Source organism: Pseudoduganella sp. R-43 (genome assembly GCF_049913255.1).
In the GTDB taxonomy this organism is placed as follows: domain Bacteria; phylum Pseudomonadota; class Gammaproteobacteria; order Burkholderiales; family Burkholderiaceae_D; genus Rugamonas.
The window spans coordinates 3,053,592-3,073,176 of sequence record NZ_CP183988.1 but is presented as its reverse complement, the minus strand read 5'-3'; the positions used below and the strand labels follow the sequence as shown (position 1 = coordinate 3,073,176).

At 63.0% G+C, this 19,585-nt stretch carries 9 protein-coding genes; 1 reads left to right on the top strand and 8 read right to left on the bottom strand.

Translation table 11 applies throughout. The features are described from left to right. Window positions 1-12: 12 nt before the first annotated feature. From ACN9M3_RS14085 to ACN9M3_RS14070, 4 genes are all read right to left on the bottom strand, one after another. Window positions 13-2,457, bottom strand: coding sequence for a beta-galactosidase (locus ACN9M3_RS14085; RefSeq protein WP_426323229.1), 2,445 nt, complete (start codon window positions 2,455-2,457; stop codon window positions 13-15). Window positions 2,458-2,470: 13 nt separating this feature from the next. Beyond that, entirely contained in the window at window positions 2,471-5,056 is a 2,586-nt protein-coding gene (locus ACN9M3_RS14080) for a TonB-dependent receptor (protein ID WP_426323227.1), read from the bottom strand. A gap of 43 nt (window positions 5,057-5,099) precedes the next feature. After that, window positions 5,100-6,767, bottom strand: coding sequence for a sodium:solute symporter family transporter (locus tag ACN9M3_RS14075; RefSeq protein ID WP_426323225.1), 1,668 nt, complete (start codon window positions 6,765-6,767; stop codon window positions 5,100-5,102). Between the two features lie 138 nt (window positions 6,768-6,905). Beyond that, on the bottom strand, window positions 6,906-9,656 hold the full coding sequence (locus tag ACN9M3_RS14070; protein WP_426323223.1) for a glycosyl hydrolase 115 family protein: 2,751 nt from the start codon (window positions 9,654-9,656) through the stop codon (window positions 6,906-6,908). Window positions 9,657-9,761: 105 nt separating this feature from the next. Here ACN9M3_RS14070 and ACN9M3_RS14065 point away from each other — a divergent pair, with 105 nt between their 5' ends. Further along, window positions 9,762-11,414 carry a DUF5597 domain-containing protein gene (locus ACN9M3_RS14065; protein WP_426323221.1) on the top strand — a complete coding sequence of 551 codons (1,653 nt, stop codon included), beginning with the start codon at window positions 9,762-9,764 and terminating at the stop codon, window positions 11,412-11,414. On the opposite strand, the gene ACN9M3_RS14060 is transcribed toward ACN9M3_RS14065, so the two are convergent. The 4 genes from ACN9M3_RS14060 to ACN9M3_RS14045 form a co-directional block, all read right to left on the bottom strand. Further along, window positions 11,415-12,908, bottom strand: coding sequence for a tryptophan halogenase family protein (locus ACN9M3_RS14060; RefSeq protein WP_426323219.1), 1,494 nt, complete (start codon window positions 12,906-12,908; stop codon window positions 11,415-11,417). After that, window positions 12,898-14,541 carry a DUF5597 domain-containing protein gene (locus tag ACN9M3_RS14055; protein ID WP_426323217.1) on the bottom strand — a complete coding sequence of 548 codons (1,644 nt, stop codon included), beginning with the start codon at window positions 14,539-14,541 and terminating at the stop codon, window positions 12,898-12,900. Before ACN9M3_RS14055 ends, ACN9M3_RS14060 begins: the two co-directional genes overlap by 11 nt. A 58-nt stretch (window positions 14,542-14,599) precedes the next feature. Beyond that, a complete protein-coding gene (locus ACN9M3_RS14050; protein ID WP_426323215.1) occupies window positions 14,600-17,623 on the bottom strand; it encodes a TonB-dependent receptor in 3,024 nt (1,007 codons plus the stop codon). Window positions 17,624-17,937: 314 nt separating this feature from the next. Next, a complete protein-coding gene (locus tag ACN9M3_RS14045; RefSeq protein WP_426171591.1) occupies window positions 17,938-19,566 on the bottom strand; it encodes an alpha-L-fucosidase in 1,629 nt (542 codons plus the stop codon). Between the last annotated feature and the right edge of the window lie 19 nt (window positions 19,567-19,585).

Below are 19,585 nucleotides of genomic sequence, written 5' to 3'. Positions count from 1 at the left end.
TTCAAACTCCGTTCAGCGGCCAATTTCTACACGATACACCGGCGTGACCTTGACGCCGCGCAGTTCCGCTACCTGCGCCTGCCCGTTGAACGCAGGACGGTGTTCCCTCGGCAGGTAGATCGGGGCGTCAGCGCGCAACGGCAGCACAGTCAGCGTCAGCGCAGCACGTTCGCGAGCCGGCAGGTTGCCTAGACCGAACTGCCAAAGCTGGCCGTTGTAATACCAGTCGTCCACCATGCGCGTGCCGTCGAACAGGCGGGCAACGTCGCCGACAAAATCAATTTCCAGCAAGGCGCCATCGACTCCTTTCGGCCGGGTCGCACCAAGCGACAGTTCCCATGCTGCGGAATTGCCGAAGACTTCCGCATCGGGCTGGATTGCCGCCTTGGCGTTGCCGCCAATTTTAATCGGAGGGACTGGCTGTGCGGCGCGCAACTTGCGCGCAGTGGCAGCCAGTTCCTGGCTTGGCAGCGTTGCCTCGACAACCTGGAACAGGCCATCCCTGCTGCTCGCCTGCAGCGCCGTGCTGCCTTTCAGCGGCAGCGGCAAGGCCGGGAATACTGCCGCGCGGAATGCTGGCTTGCCCGGGGAGCGCAACACCAGCCGTCCGTTGGCAAAGTGCACCTGGCTGTCGCTGACGACCAGGCGGCGTTCGCCCTGCAACTGGCCGACTGCCATCTGGCGCGCCTGCTGCTGCGACAGGACCAGCACCGTCACCGGCCGCTTGCCGGCGCAGTCCAGCGTCAGCGCAGCATCGAGGCCGGGCTGGATGCCTTGCACCAGCACGCCGCCGTCCGCATTGGCTGCCTTGCCCTGCGTCTTGAGGCAGGCGCCGGCCGCCGCGTCCAGCGCGAATTCAGGCGCAATGCCGTCCTGCGCCGCGAACACGTACACGCTGCCCGCCTTGCCGCGCTCCAGCCGGGCTACCGGCTGTACGGTGGCGTATTGCAGGCGGTAGCCGTCCATGTCGAAATTGATCGGCCAGAAGAAGTAGCTGCCGGCCGCGATATCGACCGGCTGGCGCGGCAGCGTAACGGCCTGCCCGTCCAGCTTCACCGCAAACTGCACCTGCTTCTGCGCCGGCAGCGCATATTGCCGGACATGACCGTTATAGAACAGGAAGGCCTGTTCGCCCTTGCTGCGCACCGACCAGCGCGGCGCCAAAAAGTCGGCCGGGTCGGCCGGCACAAGCGACGGCTTATGCACCGTCATCGGCGCCAGGCGCGCGCCGAAGTCGTTCATGAAGTAGTGGAACGGGCGCAGGTAAGCCAGCACATCGCGCTGCTGGCCGTCAGGGCCCAGCGGCGCATTGAAATCGTAGTTGATGGCAGGCGTGTCGTTGTAGCCGCCGGTGCGCGTGCTCTCTTCCATGGTGGTCATGCCGACCGGATTGCGGCCGCCATGGAACATGTAATAGCCCATCAGGTTCACGCCGGAGCCCATCTGCACTGGCAGGGTCGAGGCGATATCGTCAGGCGATACCAGCGTGCGGCGGCGGTACATGGCCGGCAGCCCGGCGCCGTACTCCGCGCCCAGGAATGGCGTGCGGTCCATGTCGGTTTCCGCCGTTCCCTGCTGGGTGGCGCGGGTCTGGGCACCGAGGTCGCCGCTGACGCGCGTGTCGAAACGGAAGGCGTAGGTTTCCTTCGGCGGCAGCTCGGTCTTGCTGGTTGCCCACGGCTCGTCCTGGTAGCCGCCGAACACCGGCACCACTTCGCCGGACGGATACAAGGTCTGGTCCCAGCCGGTCACCGTGTAGAAAGGCACGTCGATGCCGGCCTTCACGGCCATGCCTTTCAGCGTGGCGATGTGCTGGGCGCCGCGGCCCGGGCCCGCCAGGTTGTATTCATTCTCGATCTGGGCGCCGATCACCGGGCCGCCCTGCTTCCACAGCAAGCCATCGACCTGTTTCGCGATCGCTCGGTAGAAGCGGTCCACGTATTTCAGGTACTGGGGGTCGTCCTGGCGGGTCGGCATGGCATCCACCACCCAGTCGGGAATGCCGCCGTAACGCACTTCCGCGTGCGACCATGGGCCAACGCGGATCCATACCTCCAGCCCGGCCTTGTTGGCCAGCTGGATGAAGCGCCGCAGGTCGCGGTTGCCGCTCCAGTTGAACTTCCCTTCCTTTTCCTCGTGGTGGTTCCAGATGATGTAGCTGGCCACCACGTTGATGCCGGCCGACTTCATCTTGGCCAGCTCGGCCTCCCAGCTATCCGCCGGGCTGCGCGAGTAGTGGAATTCACCCATCACCGGCAGCCAGGGCTGGCCGTCGCGCGTCAGGTAGCGGCTGTTGATGCCAAGGACATGGCCGCCGGGAGCGACGGCCGTGCCCATCTTGATATGGCCGGACAAAGGCGCCGGTGCGGGGGCGCTGGCATCTACTGCCAGCACCTGCCCCGCCTGGGCGGCGTGAACGAACGCCATCGCGGCCAGGCAAAGTGTGTTACGGATCATCGGCATGCCTCAATCAGAACTTGTAGCTCAGGCCCAGGTTGTAGCGGCGGCCATATTCCATCACGTTCTGCATGTATGGATTGTTGGACTGGGTCTCCACCACTTTCTGGTTGGTGATGTTGTCCAGGCCCAAGCGAAGCTGCAACTGCGGGGTCAGCCACTTCGAGAAATTGGCGGAGACGTAGGTCTCGGCCGGGTTCTCGATCATGTAGCCGGCGGTCCAGCGCGGCATGCGCACGAAGGCGCTGTGGTAGTTGGCCGATACACGAGCTTCGTAGCCCGCCTTCTCGTACCACAGGGTCAGGCCACCGTTGCGCTTCATCAGGCCCACCATCGGGTAGTCGTTGGTGTATTCCTTGATGTCGCTGTCGTTGTACGAGAAGTTCGCAGCAACGCCCAGGCCGTCGAACGGCGCCGGCAGATTGGTGAAGGCATGCTGCGCCACCAGTTCCAGGCCCCGCACATTGCCGCCCTCGCCGTTCACGGAACGGGTCAGGGTCGCAGCGCGGCCGTTGACGGTGGTGTGGTCGGTGGTGATGCCGATGTAGTCCGACACCTTCTTGTAGAACACGCCGGCCGACACCAGCGACCCTTTGTCGAAGTAGTACTGCCACGACAGGTCCACCTGGTTCGACATCATCGGCAGCAGGCCCGGGTTGCCCGCGCTGCCGGTAATCGGCTGCTGCGAACCCGGATTGGTGTCGATTGCCAGCTGGCGCGAGGCGCGCATTTCATCCATCGGGGCACGCGACATGGCGCGCGCCACGCTGAAGCGGATCTGCTGCTTCTGCGCCTGGTCCAGGTTGAAGATCAGGTTCATGCTAGGGAGCACGCGGGTGTACGAAGCGCCACCTTCAGCCGGGGTCGGCGCGGCGCCGTTGATCGACTCCATGCCGGTACCGGTCTGCTTGGTGTGCACCACGCGCACGCCGGCATTGCCGCGGAAGGTCTTGCCGAACAATTCGCCTTCCAGGTCGGCCTGGGCGTAGACGCTGCTGTTCTTTTCCTTGACCTTCCAGCCGGCCAGCAGGTCGTTCGCGGTCGGGGTGCGGCCGTCCGGGCTGAAGGCATCTGCGCCCCACAGGCTGGTGGCGGAGCCCTTGAAGTCTTTCAGCACGATGAATGGCGCGAAGCCGGAAACATTCACCGTTTCGTAGGCCGAGGCCGGGATGGCGCTGTTCCAAGCCAGGTTCCAGGTGGTCTGGTGGTATTTCTTTTCGCGGTCGGCGAAGCGTGCACCGAACTTGATGCGGCTCACCATGCCGGCATCCAGCGGACGCCATGCGCTCAGTTGCGCCGAGTTCAGGCGGTCGTCGACGTGGCCGTCGGTGTCCACGTACAGGGTCGGGTTGCCGAAGGCGGCCGGGTTGCCCGAATCGTGGCTGAAGCTGAAGTCCTGGATTTCGTCGCCGGTGAAGGACCACTTGATGGTGCCGTTGTTCAGGGCGAACTGGCGCACGTCGCGCCAGGCGCTGTCGCGGCCGGCCGAGGAAGTGGCGATGTCGGCATCCACTTTCCAGTCGCCGACATTGAACTTGCCGTTCAGGCCCGCGGCCAGGTTGTCCATATCCTGCGTCCACAGCGTGCTATTGGTGGTCAGGCCCACGTTGTTGACGGTGGCCCCGACAACGTAGCCGTTGCGGATGTCGAGGTTCGAGTAGTTGGCGCTCTGCCAGCCATCCCAGTTGCCAAGGTCGCCGGTCCAGTGCGACATGGCCGGTTCGCGGATCTTGTTCTTGGCGTAGTAGACGTCGGCGGTGATCATCGCATCCGGGCTGGCCTTCCACTCCACCTTACCCAGCACGCTGCCGCGCTCATTGGTGCCGCGCTTGAGTTCCGTCTCAAAACCCCACGGCGTCTTGTCTACCTTGCCGTCGCCATTGATGTCGGCGGAATGGTCTTCGTTGAAGCCCCAGTGGTTCTTGCGCTTCTCCACCGAAGGCTGCTTCTGGTAGCTGAAGGCCAGCGCCACGCCAACGTTCTTGTCCGCGTACTGGTCGATGAAGATGCCGCCCAGGCGCGGGCGAACCGATTTGGTGTCGAGGTCGCGTGCTTCCGAGTAGTACAGCGCGTCGGCCTTCAGGGACGCCTGGCGGCCGCTGTATTTGAGCGGCGAAACGGTCTGCAGGTCGATGCTGGAGGCGACGCCGCCTTCCACCAGGTCCGCATTCTGGGTCTTGTAGACGATGGCGCCGGACAGCGATTCGGACGGGAACTGCTCGAAGCGCACAGCGCGATTCGGCTCGGACGAAGCCAGTTCGCGGCCGTTCAGGGTAGCGCCGATGAAGCGCTCGCCCATGCCGCGCGCCACGATCTGGCTGGCGTTGCCGCGATCCAGGCCTGCGGCCAGGCCAGGCAGGCGGGCCAGCGACTCGGCGATGGTGGTGTCCGGCAGCTTGCCGATGTCTTCTGAAGCGACGACTTCCACCATGCTGTTGGAGTTTTCCTTGACGCTCAGGGCGCTGCGCACCGAGGCGCGGATACCGGAAACGGTGACCTTCTGGACTGACGGTTCTTCTGCCTGCTGCGCAAAGGCGGCTGGAATGGCAGGGATCAGGAACAGCGACTTCACCAGCAGACTGATTTTCTTTTGCTTCATGATGCTTTTGTTTTCTCCGTAGTCTTTTTTGTGATTTGTTGTATTACCAGAGCGCCCCGTAGATCACGGCCAGCAGCACGCACACCACGGCCGAACCGATGGCAAAGCCGCGGTCTACACGGAACAACTGGCGGTCGACCACCATGGCTTTGGCTTCGCCATCACGCCTTCCCATCAGGCTGATCAGAACCATGCCGGCCACCACTGCCCAGAACACCAGGAACATGCGGTCGATGAACGGGATTTCGAAGACGCCGCTGCCGTTGTCGGCGGCGAAGCCGATCGGCGCGAGGAAGGACAGGTCCATCATCGTTGGCAGGAACTTGAGGATGATGGAGAACACCAGCCCGCCCACGGTGGCGAACATGGCGGCGGCGTTGGTCGCTTTCTTCCAGAAGAAACCAAGCAGGAACATGGCCAGGATGCCCGGCGAGACAAAGCCGGTGTATTCCTGGATGTACTGGAACCCGCCTTTCTTGTCGATGCCCAGCATTGGTGCGATCAGCACCGCAATTGCCATCGACGCCACCACGGTAAGGCGGCCGACCCACACCATGCGCTCTTCGCTCGCTGCGGGTACAAATTTCTTACGATAGATATCCAGCGTGAAAATGGTGGCGATGCTGTTTGCCTTGCCGGCCAGCGAGGCCACCACAGCGGCGGTCAGGGCGGCGAACGCCACGCCGCGCAAGCCGTCCGGCAGCAATGCCAGCAGCGTCGGATAGGCGCGATCCGGATTCAGCTCGCCGCCCTGGCGCAGGGCGCCGCCCAGCGCGCCCGCCTGGTCCAGCGCGAAGGCCGCTATGCCGGGCAGCACCACGATCACGGGCATCAGCAATTTCAGGAATGCCGCAAACAGCAGGCCTTTGCGTGCGGTCGGCAGGTCCGCGCCCAGCGCGCGCTGCGTGATGTACTGGTTACAGCCCCAGTAATTCAGGTTGGCGATCCAGATGCCGCCCAGCAGGATGCTCAGGCCAGGCAAATCCATATAGCTTGGATGGTCGCGCGTCAGCACCATGTCGAAGTGGCCGCGGGCACGCGCGAACAATTCGGCCGTGCCGTGCAGCGCGCCTTTGCCGCCGCCCAGGCCGGCCACCAGGTCCAGCGCGATCCAGGTCGTCACCAGGCCGCCGATCACCAGGCACACCACCTGGATCACGTCGGTGTAGCCGATCACCTTCATGCCGCCCAGCGTGATGATCGTCGCAAACACGGCCAGGAACAGCATGCAGGCGCCCACGCTCAAGCCGGAGATGCTGCTGATGGCGATGGCGCCGAGGTAGAGGATGGAGGTCAGGTTGACCACGATGTAGAGGCCAAGCCAGAACAGCGCCATGGTCGTCGCCACGCCCTTGCCATAGCGCTGTTCGAGGAACTGCGGCATGGTGTAGATGTGGTTTTTCAGATACACCGGCATGAAGAACACGGCCACGATGACCAGCGTTGCCGCCGCCATCAGCTCATACACCGCAATCGCCATGCCGATCTTGAAGCCGGACCCGCTCATGCCGATGAACTGTTCGGCGGAGATATTGGAGGCGATCAGCGAGGCGCCAATGGCCCACCAGGTCAGGGAACCTTCGGCCAGGAAGTAATCGCGCGAAGCCGAGCCGGAGCTGCTGTTCTTGCGGCGATAGACCCAGATGCCGTATGCGGCAACGACCGCAAAATAGATCAGGAATACAACCGAATCGAGGGATGTGATTTTCATGGCTAGCGTCTCTGTTTGCAAATGCGTTGACAACATTTGCTTATCATTAAGACGCTTAGCTTAACGAATTGGCTATTCCCTAGTTATGCGGAATACGCATTGAGCTATGACTTTCTGGAATAGCTCGCAAGGACCTGATCATTCCGGCCTGCCGTAAAACTGCGGTGCACCGTCGAATGCCAGTTCCAGCCGGTCCAGGATGAAGCCGGGATCGAGGGCGCGTACCCGCAGTACGTGCCGGCCCGCAGCGACGTTTTCCAGCGACAGGGTGCGCAGCGCGGTATTCGACAGCACGTTGGCCTTCCATTCGTCGCTGCGGCCATGTGTGGTGAAATCGAGTTCCCTGAACGGTTCGTTGTCGAAGCTGACGGCAATGCGAAGCTTGTCGCGGGACGTCAGGGGGTGCACCGGCAGGGCCACCACTTTCAACTGGGCCGGGCCTTGCGACAGGGTCGCAAATTCGTAAGCCAGCGTGCTGCCCTCGCCTGCTGCCAGGGACGAGCGCATGCTGGCGCCAAAACTCCCCAGGGCAGGGACCAGGGTCCAGCCGCGCGCCGGTGCCGCCTGCACCGCCGAAATGGTCACGATCCTTTCGCTCTCCAGCGGCAGTCCTGGCGCAGGATCAGGTTGTACCTGCAACCGGAGCGGGAGCGGTTTCCCCCCGCAATGCAGTGCAATGGAAGGCGCTGCAGCGCGGCCGTCGTAGCGGATTTCAATGCGCTGCTCAAAGCCATTCCCGGCGTCCAGCCGGCCGCTTGGCGCAGACAGTGTGAGAGAGGCGCCAACTCCGGCTGCCTGCCAGTCCAGTGCCTGCCCGCTGCTGCCGACCAGCGTCACCGTGCGTACTGCCGGCCGGCCCGAATTGAAATTGAGCTGCGCGCCGTCGCCCGAAAACGGGAACGGATATGCGATGCTGCAGCCGCTCCGCTGGGGAGCTTCCGCGTAAGTGGGTATTGCCTGCGCACTGAATACTGGCAGGCGGCGCGGTGCCGGGTCCATCATTCCTTGCCATTTGTCGTTTCCCAGCGCGTTGTAATGCGCGGTGTCGGCCACGATTGCTGCCTGCGCCGACCGGGCACGCGCTGCCTGGAAGTTCGCGTCAGGCCTGCCTTCGCGGGCATGCTGCGCCGCCAGTTCCAGCCTCAATATCCGCGTATTCAGGTTGGCACTGGAACGCACGGGGTACTGCACCAATTGAAAGAAAGCGTCGGCCAGCGACGGCGGAAGCCGCTGCGCAACGGCATCGGCGCGACTTGCCAAAGCCTCGTAACGCGCCAGTCTCCGTTCCGCTTCTCCGCTGCCTGAGCGAAGATAGTCTGTTGCCCTCACCGGCGTGGTGGGCTCGGTCTGGCTGAAACCCATGAACTCCGGCCTGCGCTCCCATGCCAGGTCATAGTAGCCGATCATGATGTCCGCGAGTTCGTCGGCCTCGTACGCGCCAAATTGCGCGCGCATCCAGCCGGCGAGGTGCTCGCGTGCGGGGCGTTCCAGCGTATTGCCGTCAAAAGCCAGGTCAAGGAAGTATTGCGTGAGGTATTCGGCTGGCTTGATGTCGCCGACGTTGACGATCCAGACCTTGCGCGCGCCAGTCGCCGTCGCGCGCTGCAACTGGTCGCGGATCAGGGCGGGATGCGTCGTCCCAAGCCACAGGTAATCGTGCGGGCGGCCCCAATAGGAGATGTGATAGTAGATGCCCGCCCCGCCCGGCCGCTGCGCTTCCTGCGGCGTGCTCAATTGGTGCAGGTAACCGTAATTATCATCCGGCCAGATAAGGGTGATATCTTCCGGCACCTGCAACCCTGCCTTGTAAATATCCAGCACTTCCTTGTACAGCGTCAGCGCCTGCGGCGCCTTCGGCGCGCTCCTGGCAAGCAGTTCGCGCTGGACCGCTATGGCCTCGCTCACTCCCCGCCGAGCCTCATCCACGTTATGCGCGCCTTCCATGGCCGAATCGTGCACGCCGCGGATGCCCACCGAGTACATGTTTTCGAAGTCCTTCACTTCTTTCAGGCGCTCGTCCCAGTAACGAACCAGCGACGCGCGGTTGCTGAAGAAATTGAAGGCGCCGCGCTGCTGATGGTCCCACTCGCGCACGTTATTGCGCATCATGGGCTCCGCATGGGAGGTGCCGACCACGATGGCGTAATCGCGCGCTGCCTCCGCATTGCCCGCGATCTGGTAGAACGGCCTGGTGGAGTCGTGCATCGCCGGCCAGATGATGTTGGCCTTCAGGCGCCACATCAACTCGAAGATGCGCGCATAAGTGGAAGGACCGATATCCCGGGCCGGATCATGCCTTGCGGCCCACGGCTGCAGTCCCCAGTCCTCATCGTTCAGGAAAATCCCACGATACTGCACATGCGGCGAGGCCGAACGGACTCGGGCCGCCGACACTTCCAGTCGCTCGCGCCGGGCCGGGCGAACGTCCGCCCACCACTCCCAGGCAGAGACGCCCAGTTCCCGCGTCAGGTCGATCACGCCCCACACCGTACCGCGCAGGTCGGCGCCGGCAATCAGCAGGATTTGCGCTCCTGGATGGCGGCGCGAAACGATAGCAATGCGTTCATAACTTTCCCATTCCAGGCGCGGCAGCTCAATGCCCTCTTCCGCAAGCACTGTCCGCACCAGCGGCGAATCGTGGCGGCCGATCACTACGCATACACGCGTACACGCTTCGATACCCGTGCCCCGCGCCGCGTCGCCGCCCGCCAGCGCTGCCAGGTCGCGCGCCAGCAGGTCGCCGGCGAGCCTCATTGCGGCCTGCTCCTCATGCACGATCAAGGGCAGACGGCCATCGGGATTCAGCGTGATCCGCCCTTCTGCAGCGGCCTTGCCCGGGCTGGTTATGGCGGCAAAAACAATCAACAACGTGAGCAATTGCTTGGTCATATAGCGATTCGGGATAGCTGAAGCGACAATTGGCATACAGGAGGCGGAACCGATTCGCTAGCATATGGTACCGCTAACAATCTTGCAAACAAAAGTGGAGACTGAATGAAGAAGACTACCCGCCGCGCGCTCGCGGCACTTTGCATTGCCGCTTGGGCAGGCGCCGCTACGGCCGCCGCACCGATTCCCGAACTGGTGAAGAAGGACGGCCGGCACGCCTTGATGGTCGATGGAGCTCCCTACCTCCTGCTTGGCGTACAGGCGCACAACTCCAGCAACTACCCGGACGCGCTCAAGCAAGTGTGGGCCGCGGTCAAGGACGTCCACGCCAATACGCTGGAAATCCCGGTCGCATGGGAACAGGTCGAGCCCGAGGAAGGCAAGTTCGATTTCAGCTACGTCGACACGCTGCTGAAGCAGGCGCGCGAAAACAAGGTGCGTGTGGTGCTGCTGTGGTTCGCGACCTGGAAGAACACCAATCCGAACTACGCCCCCGAATGGGTGAAGTTCAACAACCAACGTTTCCCGCGCATGGTCGGCAAGGACGGCAAATCCATCTATTGCATGTCGCCCTTTGGGGAGGAAACACTGAAGGCCGACAAGAAGGCTTTCACCGCCCTGATGAAGCACCTGAAAGCCGTCGACGAGGAACAGCGCACCGTGATCATGGTGCAGGTACAAAACGAAGTCGGCACCATCGGCGCGGTACGCGACTTCGGCGCAAAAGCCGAAGCAGCCTTCCATCAGGCAGTGCCGCCTGCGGTGCTGGCCCACAAGAAGTCGCCAGTGCCTGGCGCCGCCAGCGGCACCTGGACCGAGGTCTACGGCCCCTATGCCGAGGAATACTTCCATGCATGGGCCATCGCCAGCTATATCGAGGAAGTCGCGAAGGCCGGCCGCGCCGTCTACAACTTGCCGATGTACGTCAACAGCGCGCTGCGCGACCCGCTCGCGCTGATGGCGCCATGGCAGAACAATTTCATCTCCGGCGGTCCAGCGTTCGACGTGATCGACATCTACAAGGCTGCGGCGCCGCATATCGATCTCGCCGCGCCGGATATCTACATGTCGGAGTCGAACAAGTTCAGCGCCAATCTCGAACTGTTCCAGCGCCCCGACAATGCCCTGCTGGTGCCGGAGATGGGCAACGCAAAACCCTTTGCGCGCTATGTCTACCAGGTGCTGGGCCGCGGCGCGCTGGGCATCGCGCCATTTGGCGTCGACTACTTCGACTACACCAATTTCCCGCTTGGATCGAAGGATACCGACAAGTCGATGGCCGAACCTTTCGGCAAGGTCTACGCGGCGTTCCGGCCGATGGAGCGCCAATGGGCAAAATGGGCATTTGAGGGCCGCACCTACGGCGTTGCCGAAGGAGACGACCGCAAGTCCCAGACCGTGAATATGAAAAATTGGAAGGCGACGGTATCGTTCCGCGAATGGCAACTCGGCGATCGCTCATGGAAGCCGGACATGAAGGATTACCCGGCCGGCACCGAAACACCGAGCGGCGGCGTCTCCATTGCCCAGATCGGCGATAACGAATTCATCATCGTCGGCCAGCACGCGCGCGTGAAGATCGAAGGCACCGGCAGCAACGAAGGCAAGCCGTCGCTGTGGGCCCGCGTCGAGGAAGGACGTTTCGATGCCAACGGCAAATGGATCATGGAGCGCAACTGGAACGGTGACCAGACCGACTATGGCTTGAACCTGACCGACCGCGTCACAATCCTCAAGGCCAGGCTGGGCACCTACTGACTACGGGGTCTCGAAGAACCGGGCGTGTTCCGGCATTGCGCCGACGGCGCGCCCGATGGTTTCGCGCACCCTGGAGAAATGCTCCTGTAGCTGCCCCAGGTCCATCAGGTCGATCAGCGGATCGATCTTTTTGGGCACGACGCCAAGTCCCATCAAGATGGAAACGTGCGATGGCACCGAGAATCCCTCCGGATCAAATATGACGATGCGGCCCGTCTCGCGGAACAGCTCGATCTGGTGCTGCAGCGTATCGGGGATCGGCATGCCGGCACAATAGCGCCAGAATTCGGAGTCGTTGCGGTCCGTGACCTTGTAATGCAGGATGATGAAGTCGCGCACGAACTCGTAGCGCTGCGACACAAGCCGGTTGAACTCATTGGCCAGGGCCGGGCTAAAGTCGCGGTCGGGGAAGTACTGCAGCAGCCAGCCGACCGAGTTTTCGATGATGTTGATGCTGGTCGACTCAAGCGGCTCAAGGAAGCCGCTCGACAAACCGATCGCCACGCAGTTCTTGATCCATGATTTGCGGCGGCGGCCGGTGGTAAAGCGCAGCTGGCGAGGCGTATCCAGCACGCGGCCGTCCAGTCCATCCATTAGTACCTGGCCGGCTTCTTCGTCGCTGGTGAAGCCGCTGCAGTACACATGGCCATTGCCGGTGCGGTGCTGCAGCGGAATGCGCCAGGTCCAGCCGGCGCTGCGCGCGGTCGACAGGGTGTAAGCCACCAGCGGATCGGACCTTTCGCACGGCACGGCTTGCGCGCTGTTACACGGCAGCATGGCGCTCCAGTCGTCGTAGCCTGCCTTGTAGACGCCTTCGATCAGCAGGCCGCGGAAGCCCGAACAGTCGATGAACAGGTCGCCCTCCACCCGTTGCCCGTCCTTCAGTTTCACCGCAGTGATGAAACCGGACTCCGGGTGCTGTTCGACTTCCGTGATCATGCCTTCGATGCGGCGCACGCCGCGCTGCGTCGCATAGTCGCGCAGGTAGGCCGCATACAGACTGGCGTCAAAATGGAATGCGTAGGAGAAGGCATTGGTGACCGCGGGCTGGTCGCCGTACGGCAGCATGAAACGGTTGTTGCGTGCCATGGCCGTCGACGTCGACCACTCCTCATAGGAAGGCATGTCCTTGTTTTCGCGCGCCAGCCGCAACCAGTATTGCACCGGCGAGCGATTTTCGATCGCCGGGCCGAAATCGCCAAAGCCGTGGAAGAAGCGGTTGCCCACATGGCCCCAGTCCTTGAATTCGATGCCAAGCTTGAAGGTCGCCTGCGTTTTCCTGACGAAATCGGCGTTGTCCAGGCCAAGCGCCTGGTTGAAGTAGCGGATGGTCGGCAAGGTCGCTTCGCCGACGCCGACCGTGCCGATCTCGGGCGACTCCACCAGCACCACCTCGCACGACTTGCCCAGCTTGAGCGCCAGCGGCGCGGCCGTCATCCAGCCGGCGGTGCCGCCGCCGACGATCACGATCTTGCGGATTGCGTTATTGGACATAGGTTCCCATCCTGATCTTCATGACGGTCGGGCGGGCCGTCAGGTTGATGCCCCAGTCGGTCTGGTCGCCGTTCCAGTTGCGCTCCATGACCCATTTTCCATCGGCGTCGAAGTGACCTTCTTCCACGCGTGCGTACATCGACGGCTTGCCCGCGTTGTGCTCGAAACCCAGGCGGATGTTCTGCCCGACCACGATAAATTCATCGTCGCCCACCTGGGCCAACGCAGCGCCGCCATTGGGCGCCTCCGTGCCGGGCGGCAGGTCGTCCTTGTTGGCATTGCCGAATTGCCATTCGCGGAACTTTGCGGTGATCTTCCAGGCGCCGGCCACGATCGATTGCGGCTTGCGGTCGTCCCCTTCCGCGATGCCGTAAGTGCGGCCCTCCAGCGACCATTGCGCCCACTGGCGCGCCACAGGGCGGAAAGCAGCATAGATCTTGCCAAAGGGCTCCGCCATCGCCTTGTCTTTCAGCTTTGACCCCAGGGGGTAGTTGCTGTAATCCGCGTAATCGATGCCAAACGGTGCAACGCCTATCGCGCCGCGCCCAAGAATCTGGTACACGTAGCGCGCATAGCCCGCCGCATTGCCCATCTCCGGCACGAACAGGGCGTTGTCCGGGCGCTGGAACTGCTGCAGCGTAGCATCGACCTTGCCCGACTCCGGCAGGTAAATATCAGGCGCCGCAATGTCGATGTGCGGCGCGGCCGCCTTGTAGATATCGATCACGTCATGGGTTGGGCCACCACTGGCGAAATTCCCCTTCCAGGGCGCCATCGGCTCCAGCGGGTCGCGCAAGGCATTGTTGACGTACATCGGCAAGTCATACACCGCGCGCCCTGCCCTGGCGACCGTTTCGATATAGCTGGCTACCGCGTACGCATGGAAGTATTCGTCCGCATACGGCCCGTAGACTTCCGCCCAGCTGCCGCTGGCCGCACCGGCAACCGGGGGCTTCTTGCGGGCCAGGACTGCGGCCGGCACCGCCTGGTGGAACGCCGCTTCGGCCTTCGCTCCGAAGTCGCGCACCGTGCCGTAGGTTCCCACCTCGTTCTCGACCTGCACCATGATCACCGTGCGCTGTGCGGAGTCGATTTTCTTCAGGTGCGCCATCAGCGCGGTGAACGCCTTGGCGTCGGCCTTCAGTGTCTGTTCGCCGAACGGCGAAAGGCAGTAGATGCCTTTGCCATCCTTGCCGAGCATGCGCGGAAAGCGCTGATTGTCGAACTTCACCCATTCCGGCGTGTACTGCGGCCCGGTGTTCTTCCAGGTGCCAAACCACAGCAGCACCAGGCGGACCTTGTGTTGGCGCGCCTGCGCCACCAGCGTGTCGACAAAGCTGAAGTCGAACTTGCCTTCGACCGGCTCCAACTGCTCCCAGGCCACCGGGATTTCCAGCGTATTGGCGTTAGCGTCCTTGACTGCGGCCCAGACCTGGCCTAGCGCCGCGGGATAATTGCTGGAGTTGTGCGCCTGGACACCCAGCACGGTGAACGGCTTGCCGTCAACCATCAGCGCATAGCGACCGTCGTTGTGCAGCAGCTGGGGAATCGGCGCCGGGCCGGCAACGGCGTGCGCCACCAGCAGGGCCGACAGGCAAAACGCCGCCAGGTGGCGGCTTGGGGAATTCTTCATGCGGTTGTCCATGAGGTGAAAACGGCAGCACGTCGTGCGGGTGTGCTGCCGGTACTTCTTAGAACGAGTAGCGCGCCTGCAGCGTGTAGCGGCGGCCGGTGTAGAACGCGGAGCGGTCCATCAGGCCAATGCCTTGCTGCATATACTGCTTGTACAGCGCGTTGTTCAGGTTCTGCGCCTCGAACGCAAAGCTCAGGTTCTCCGTCACTTTGTAGTGCAGGCCCATGTCAAGCTGGCCGTAAGCACCGCCCCAGGTTGGCAGCGCAAAGTTCACCGAGTAGGCCTGGCCCTTGTTCGGGCTGTCCGGATTGCGGTCGATACCGGAACCGTCGGCCGTACCGTAGGCGTTGGCCGCCTGCAGGTATTTGCCGCGCCAGGAGTATGCGAGACGCGCCGACAGCGGGCCGTGGTCATACAGCAAAGCCAGGTTGTACGCATTCTTCGACATGCCCACCATCGGCAGGCCGCCCAATACGTGGCCGTCCGTATCGCAACCGGCCAGGTCGCGCGCCAGGTTGGCGTCCAGCGTGTCTTTCGGCGTACACCAGGTGCTGGTCACCGGGTGCCCCAGTTTCATGACGCTGTCGATGTACGTGTAGTTGCCCGAGATGCCGAAGCCGGACAGCAGGCCAGGCAGCTTGTCGAAGTACTGCTGGTAGCCGATTTCCACGCCGCGTGCACGTCCCGATGCGTCGTTGACCTGCGAACGGATCAGGAAGTCGTGCGGCTGGCCGGCGGTGTCGGTCAGCGTATAGGTCGAAGTGCGGCCGATGATGACGTCTTTCAGCTTCTTGTTGAACAGCGCCACCGTGAGCGAGCTGCTCTTGCCGAAGTAGTACTCGCCGGTCAGGTCGAAATTGTTCGCGCGCACCGGGCGCAGGTTCGGGTTGCCGCGCGCATCGCCCTTATAACTGATCGAATCGAGCACCGCCTGATTGGTCACCGGATCCTGGTGCGTCTTCACGTCCTGGCTCAGGGTCGTGTAGGCCTGCATCTGGTAGAAGTCCGGACGCGTGATCCCTTTCGAGAAGGCGGCGCGGAACTGCAGTTCATTGCTTGGCTTCAGGCGCAGGTTCAGGCTTGGCAGCACGTTGGTGTAGCTGTTGTTGAACGTCTGCTTGTCGGCCTGCGCCGGAATGATCGGCACGCCCGGCATCGGATTGGTCGGCGGGGTGAACAGCGTATAGCCATCGGCAGACATATCGGTGCGCACCACGCGCACGCCGACGTTGCCGTCTACCGGGTACGGCAGCCAGCTATCCGAGCCGAAGCGCAGCTGGCCATATGCCGACTTGGTGCGTTCGCGCTGTACGTTCAGGCCTTTGTCGTCACCGAACTTGGCAGGCGTCCAGTGTTGCGAGCAAGGGGAAGATTTGCAGACCATGTCGGTGTAGCTATGCAGCTTGGCAAAGCCGCCGGGCGGCGAGCCCAAGGACCAGGACAGGTCAGGCGCTACGAACTGCGGTGGCGTCGGCATTTTGCCGCCAAAGAAATTGCCGAACGAGACAGGCGTGGTGCCGCCGGCGAAACGCGGGTCGCTCAGGTAGGCCAGCTGGCTCAGTGGCTGCCACGAATCGCCGACTGCCCAGGGCTGCGTGATCTGCGCCCATTCGGAATCGTGCGTCGAACGGGTTTCCGCCTCGCGGTCGGTGAAGCGTACGCCGAAGCGCAGGTCCTGCAGCACCGGGCTGTCGAAGATGAATTTGGCGTCCAGGCGGCCTGCGGTCTGGGTCGCCTCGGCCTCATCGCGGTGCTCCTGGGCGAAGCCCCAGTAGTAGTTGGCCGGATTGGCAAGGTGGGCACGATCCGCGGCGTCGAAGCCGAACTGCGGCGGCGAGCTGCGCAGGTCCAGCGTTTCCTTCGGCATGTAGCCGCCCAGGCCGACGGTGTTGTCGAAGCCGTCGGTCTTTGCCTTGATGTGCTGCAGGTCGGTCTTGAACACCCAGCGGTCGCTGGCGCGCCAGGTCAGGTTCCAGGCCACGTCGCGGGTATCGGCTGCACGGCCGACGGCACGGGTGTTGGTGCCGAATCCTACGCCAGGTTCGGTCGGTGCGCGCAGGGTGCCGGTCAACAGGGCGCCCCTGTCGTCGAAGGTTGCGCCAGGGTCGAGCACGATGGTCGCCGGATTGGCAGTCTGGAACAGCGATGCTTCCGTGGAGTCCAGCTCATACTTCGAACGGAAGTACGTCAGGGAAGAAGACAGGGTATCCTTTTTCCACTGCAAGGCGCCATACAAGCCCTCGCGGTCGCGGTCGAAGTTACCGCGGTTCCAGGAACCGCCGTTCGGAATCCAGCGCAGCGCGCCGCTGTTGTCGCCCGAGACGGCATCGGTGCGAGGGATGAATGGCGAGACGGACATGCCGTCGCTGCGGGTCTTGATCTGCGAACGCGCCACGTCGATCAGGGCGCCGAACTGGCCGAAGCTGGTATCCCAGCGGTTCGACACCATGCCGGAGTACGATGGCGCGGTCTCGCCGCGCAGCTTGGAACGCGAGGCTTCCGCCGAGACGGCGCCCTTGAAGCCCTTGAAGTCGAAAGGCATGGCCGTACGCAGGTTGACCAGGCCGCCCACGGCGCCTTCGATCTGCTCTGCGGAAGGGCTCTTGTAGACGTCCACGCCGGCCATCAGTTCCGGCGGCACGTCTTCGAAGCTCAGCGAACGGCCGCCGTTGGCGGAGAAGGAGTCGCGGCCGTTCAGCTCGGACCGCACATAGCTCATGCCGCGGATCGACACGCCGGTGCCTTCGGCGGCGAAGCGCATGATGCCGTCGCCCACGCCCTGCTGCGGGTCCTGGCGGTTCATGGTGCGGTCGATGGTGACGCCCGGCATGCGCTGCAGCACCTCGGTTACCGACTTGTCCGGCAGCTTGCCCATGTCGTCGGCCACGATCGAGTCGACGATCTCCTCGGCGTCCTGCTTGCGTTTCTGTGCCGACTCCAGTGCTGCGCGTTGGCCGACCACCACCACGGTGTTCGAACTATCCTTGCTTTCCGATGCGGTCTGCGCGAAGGCGCCACCGGCTGCCAGCAAGGCGATTTGTGCCGCCCCCACGGCGATCGCTGTCTTCTTCAAGTGTTTCACTCTGAATCCTCTCGTTCTAACTTATAAGTGTAATGACGGCTTGCTCATTTGCGCGAGCACGCGACCGTGTCTGTCCGTGGACTGCGCTTTGCTGTGGGATGCCAGGCGGGATTGGCCCGGCGCCCGCGCTGCGCCTAAGCGGCGCTTGCGATTTCGCCGCTGTGCGCGGCAAGAATTTTGATGGTCATGGACTGTCTCTCTATCTGATTTTTTTGTCTCGCTTCTGCGATGAAACCATTCTGCCTTTCGTCCTAAGCAGCGGCAATTGCGAAAATCACCAATACAACAAACGAAAAAAACGCAAGGCCGCACGCTCAGGTAATTTTCAGCGCATTGGCGTAGCCAAGCGCCGGCTGGTGCGCGGGCAGCGTCACATGCAGGCCGTCCGCAGACTGGCGAAACGCCAGCGGCCGTCCGCTGCTTACCAGCTCGACGCGCGCGATACGTCTGGTCAGGTGCGGCGTGGCGCTGCGCAAGGATTTGATGGTCAGCTTGCCATCCTGCGGCCAGCCCATGACAAACGCGTACACCGCATCGCCTTTCGCGGTAAAGCGGATATCGGCGGCGGAAAACGGCTTGCCTTTGCCCTCGTTGAAGCCGGCGCCCGACATCGGCGCCGCCGCTTCCTCCATCACCGGGCCTTCGCCAAACACGGCCCAGGGACGGGTGTCGTAAATCGCTTCGCCATTCTTTGCCATCCAGCGCCCTACTTCCTCGACGATGGCACGCTCCCGGCTGTCGATGGTGCCGTCGCCGCGCACCGGCACGCTGAGAAGCAGGTTGCCGTTCTTGCTGACCACGTCGATCAGGGTATGCAGCACTGACTTTGCACTCTTGTAAGCACGGTTATCGTAGACGCGGCGGTCGTAGTGCCAGCTGCCGATGCAGGTGCAGGTCTGCCATGGCAGTTCCTCAATGCGGTTGCTCTGCCCGCGCTCAATATCCCACACCATGCTGCGGCGCTGCTGTTCATTGAGGATCTTGCCGTTGACGACTGCTTCCAACTTGCCTTTGGTGGCGATGCTGCGGTTGTACATGTGGGCGGCCAGGCGCAGTCCGATATCGCTGACTGGCCACAGCGGCAGCACGGTATCGTCGTAATACACCAGGTCCGGATCGTAGGAGTCGATCAGGTCGCGCGTGCGGTTGAAGAGCTTTTCACCATAAGCCTTGTCGGGTACCGAGGCCCCGCCGCCCCAATGCCACTGCTGGTCCGATACGCCGCCTTCGCCGCCGCCTTTGCTCAACGGATGGCGCTGCGCATACAGGCCTTGCGGGTCCAGCCCCTCCCACCACTTGCCCGCGCCGTCGAGCCGGGTCAGGTTGCCGTCGTATTTCTGTGCCGGCTCGTACCATGTCCAGGCGTGGGCCGCGTGCACGCTGACGCCGAAACGCAACCCGTTGGCGCGCGCGGCCTTGCTCCAGCCGGCAATCAGGTCTTTCTGCGGACCGATGCTGGTGGAGTTCCACTCCGGCTGGTAGCGGCTGCTGTACAGGTCGAAGTTGTCGTGATGGTTGGCCAGCGCCACGAAGTACCTGGCGCCGGCCTTCTTGTACAGGGCCACCAGTTCATCGGGATTCCATTTGTCGGCTTTCCACTGCCTGATGATGTCCTTGAAGCCAACTTGCGCCGGGTCGCCGTATTGCTGCACATGGTGCTTGTGGGCGTCGGAATCTTTTTCGTACATCAGGCGGCCATACCAGTCGCCGAATTCCGGCTGGCATTGCGGTCCCCAGTGGGCCCAGATGCCGAATTTGGCATTACGGAACCAGTCGGGTACCTGGTATTTGTCGAGCGAATCCCATTCCGGCTTGAACGGGCCCGCAGCGATCGGCAGGCTGGCCTCCGGCGCAATGGCGTCGGCCGCGGCGCGCGCCGTTCCCGACAGCGCGACCGCAGGCATGGCTGCGCCCAGGTGTTTCAGCAGGTCTCGGCGTTTCATCAAGATTCCTTTAGGGTTT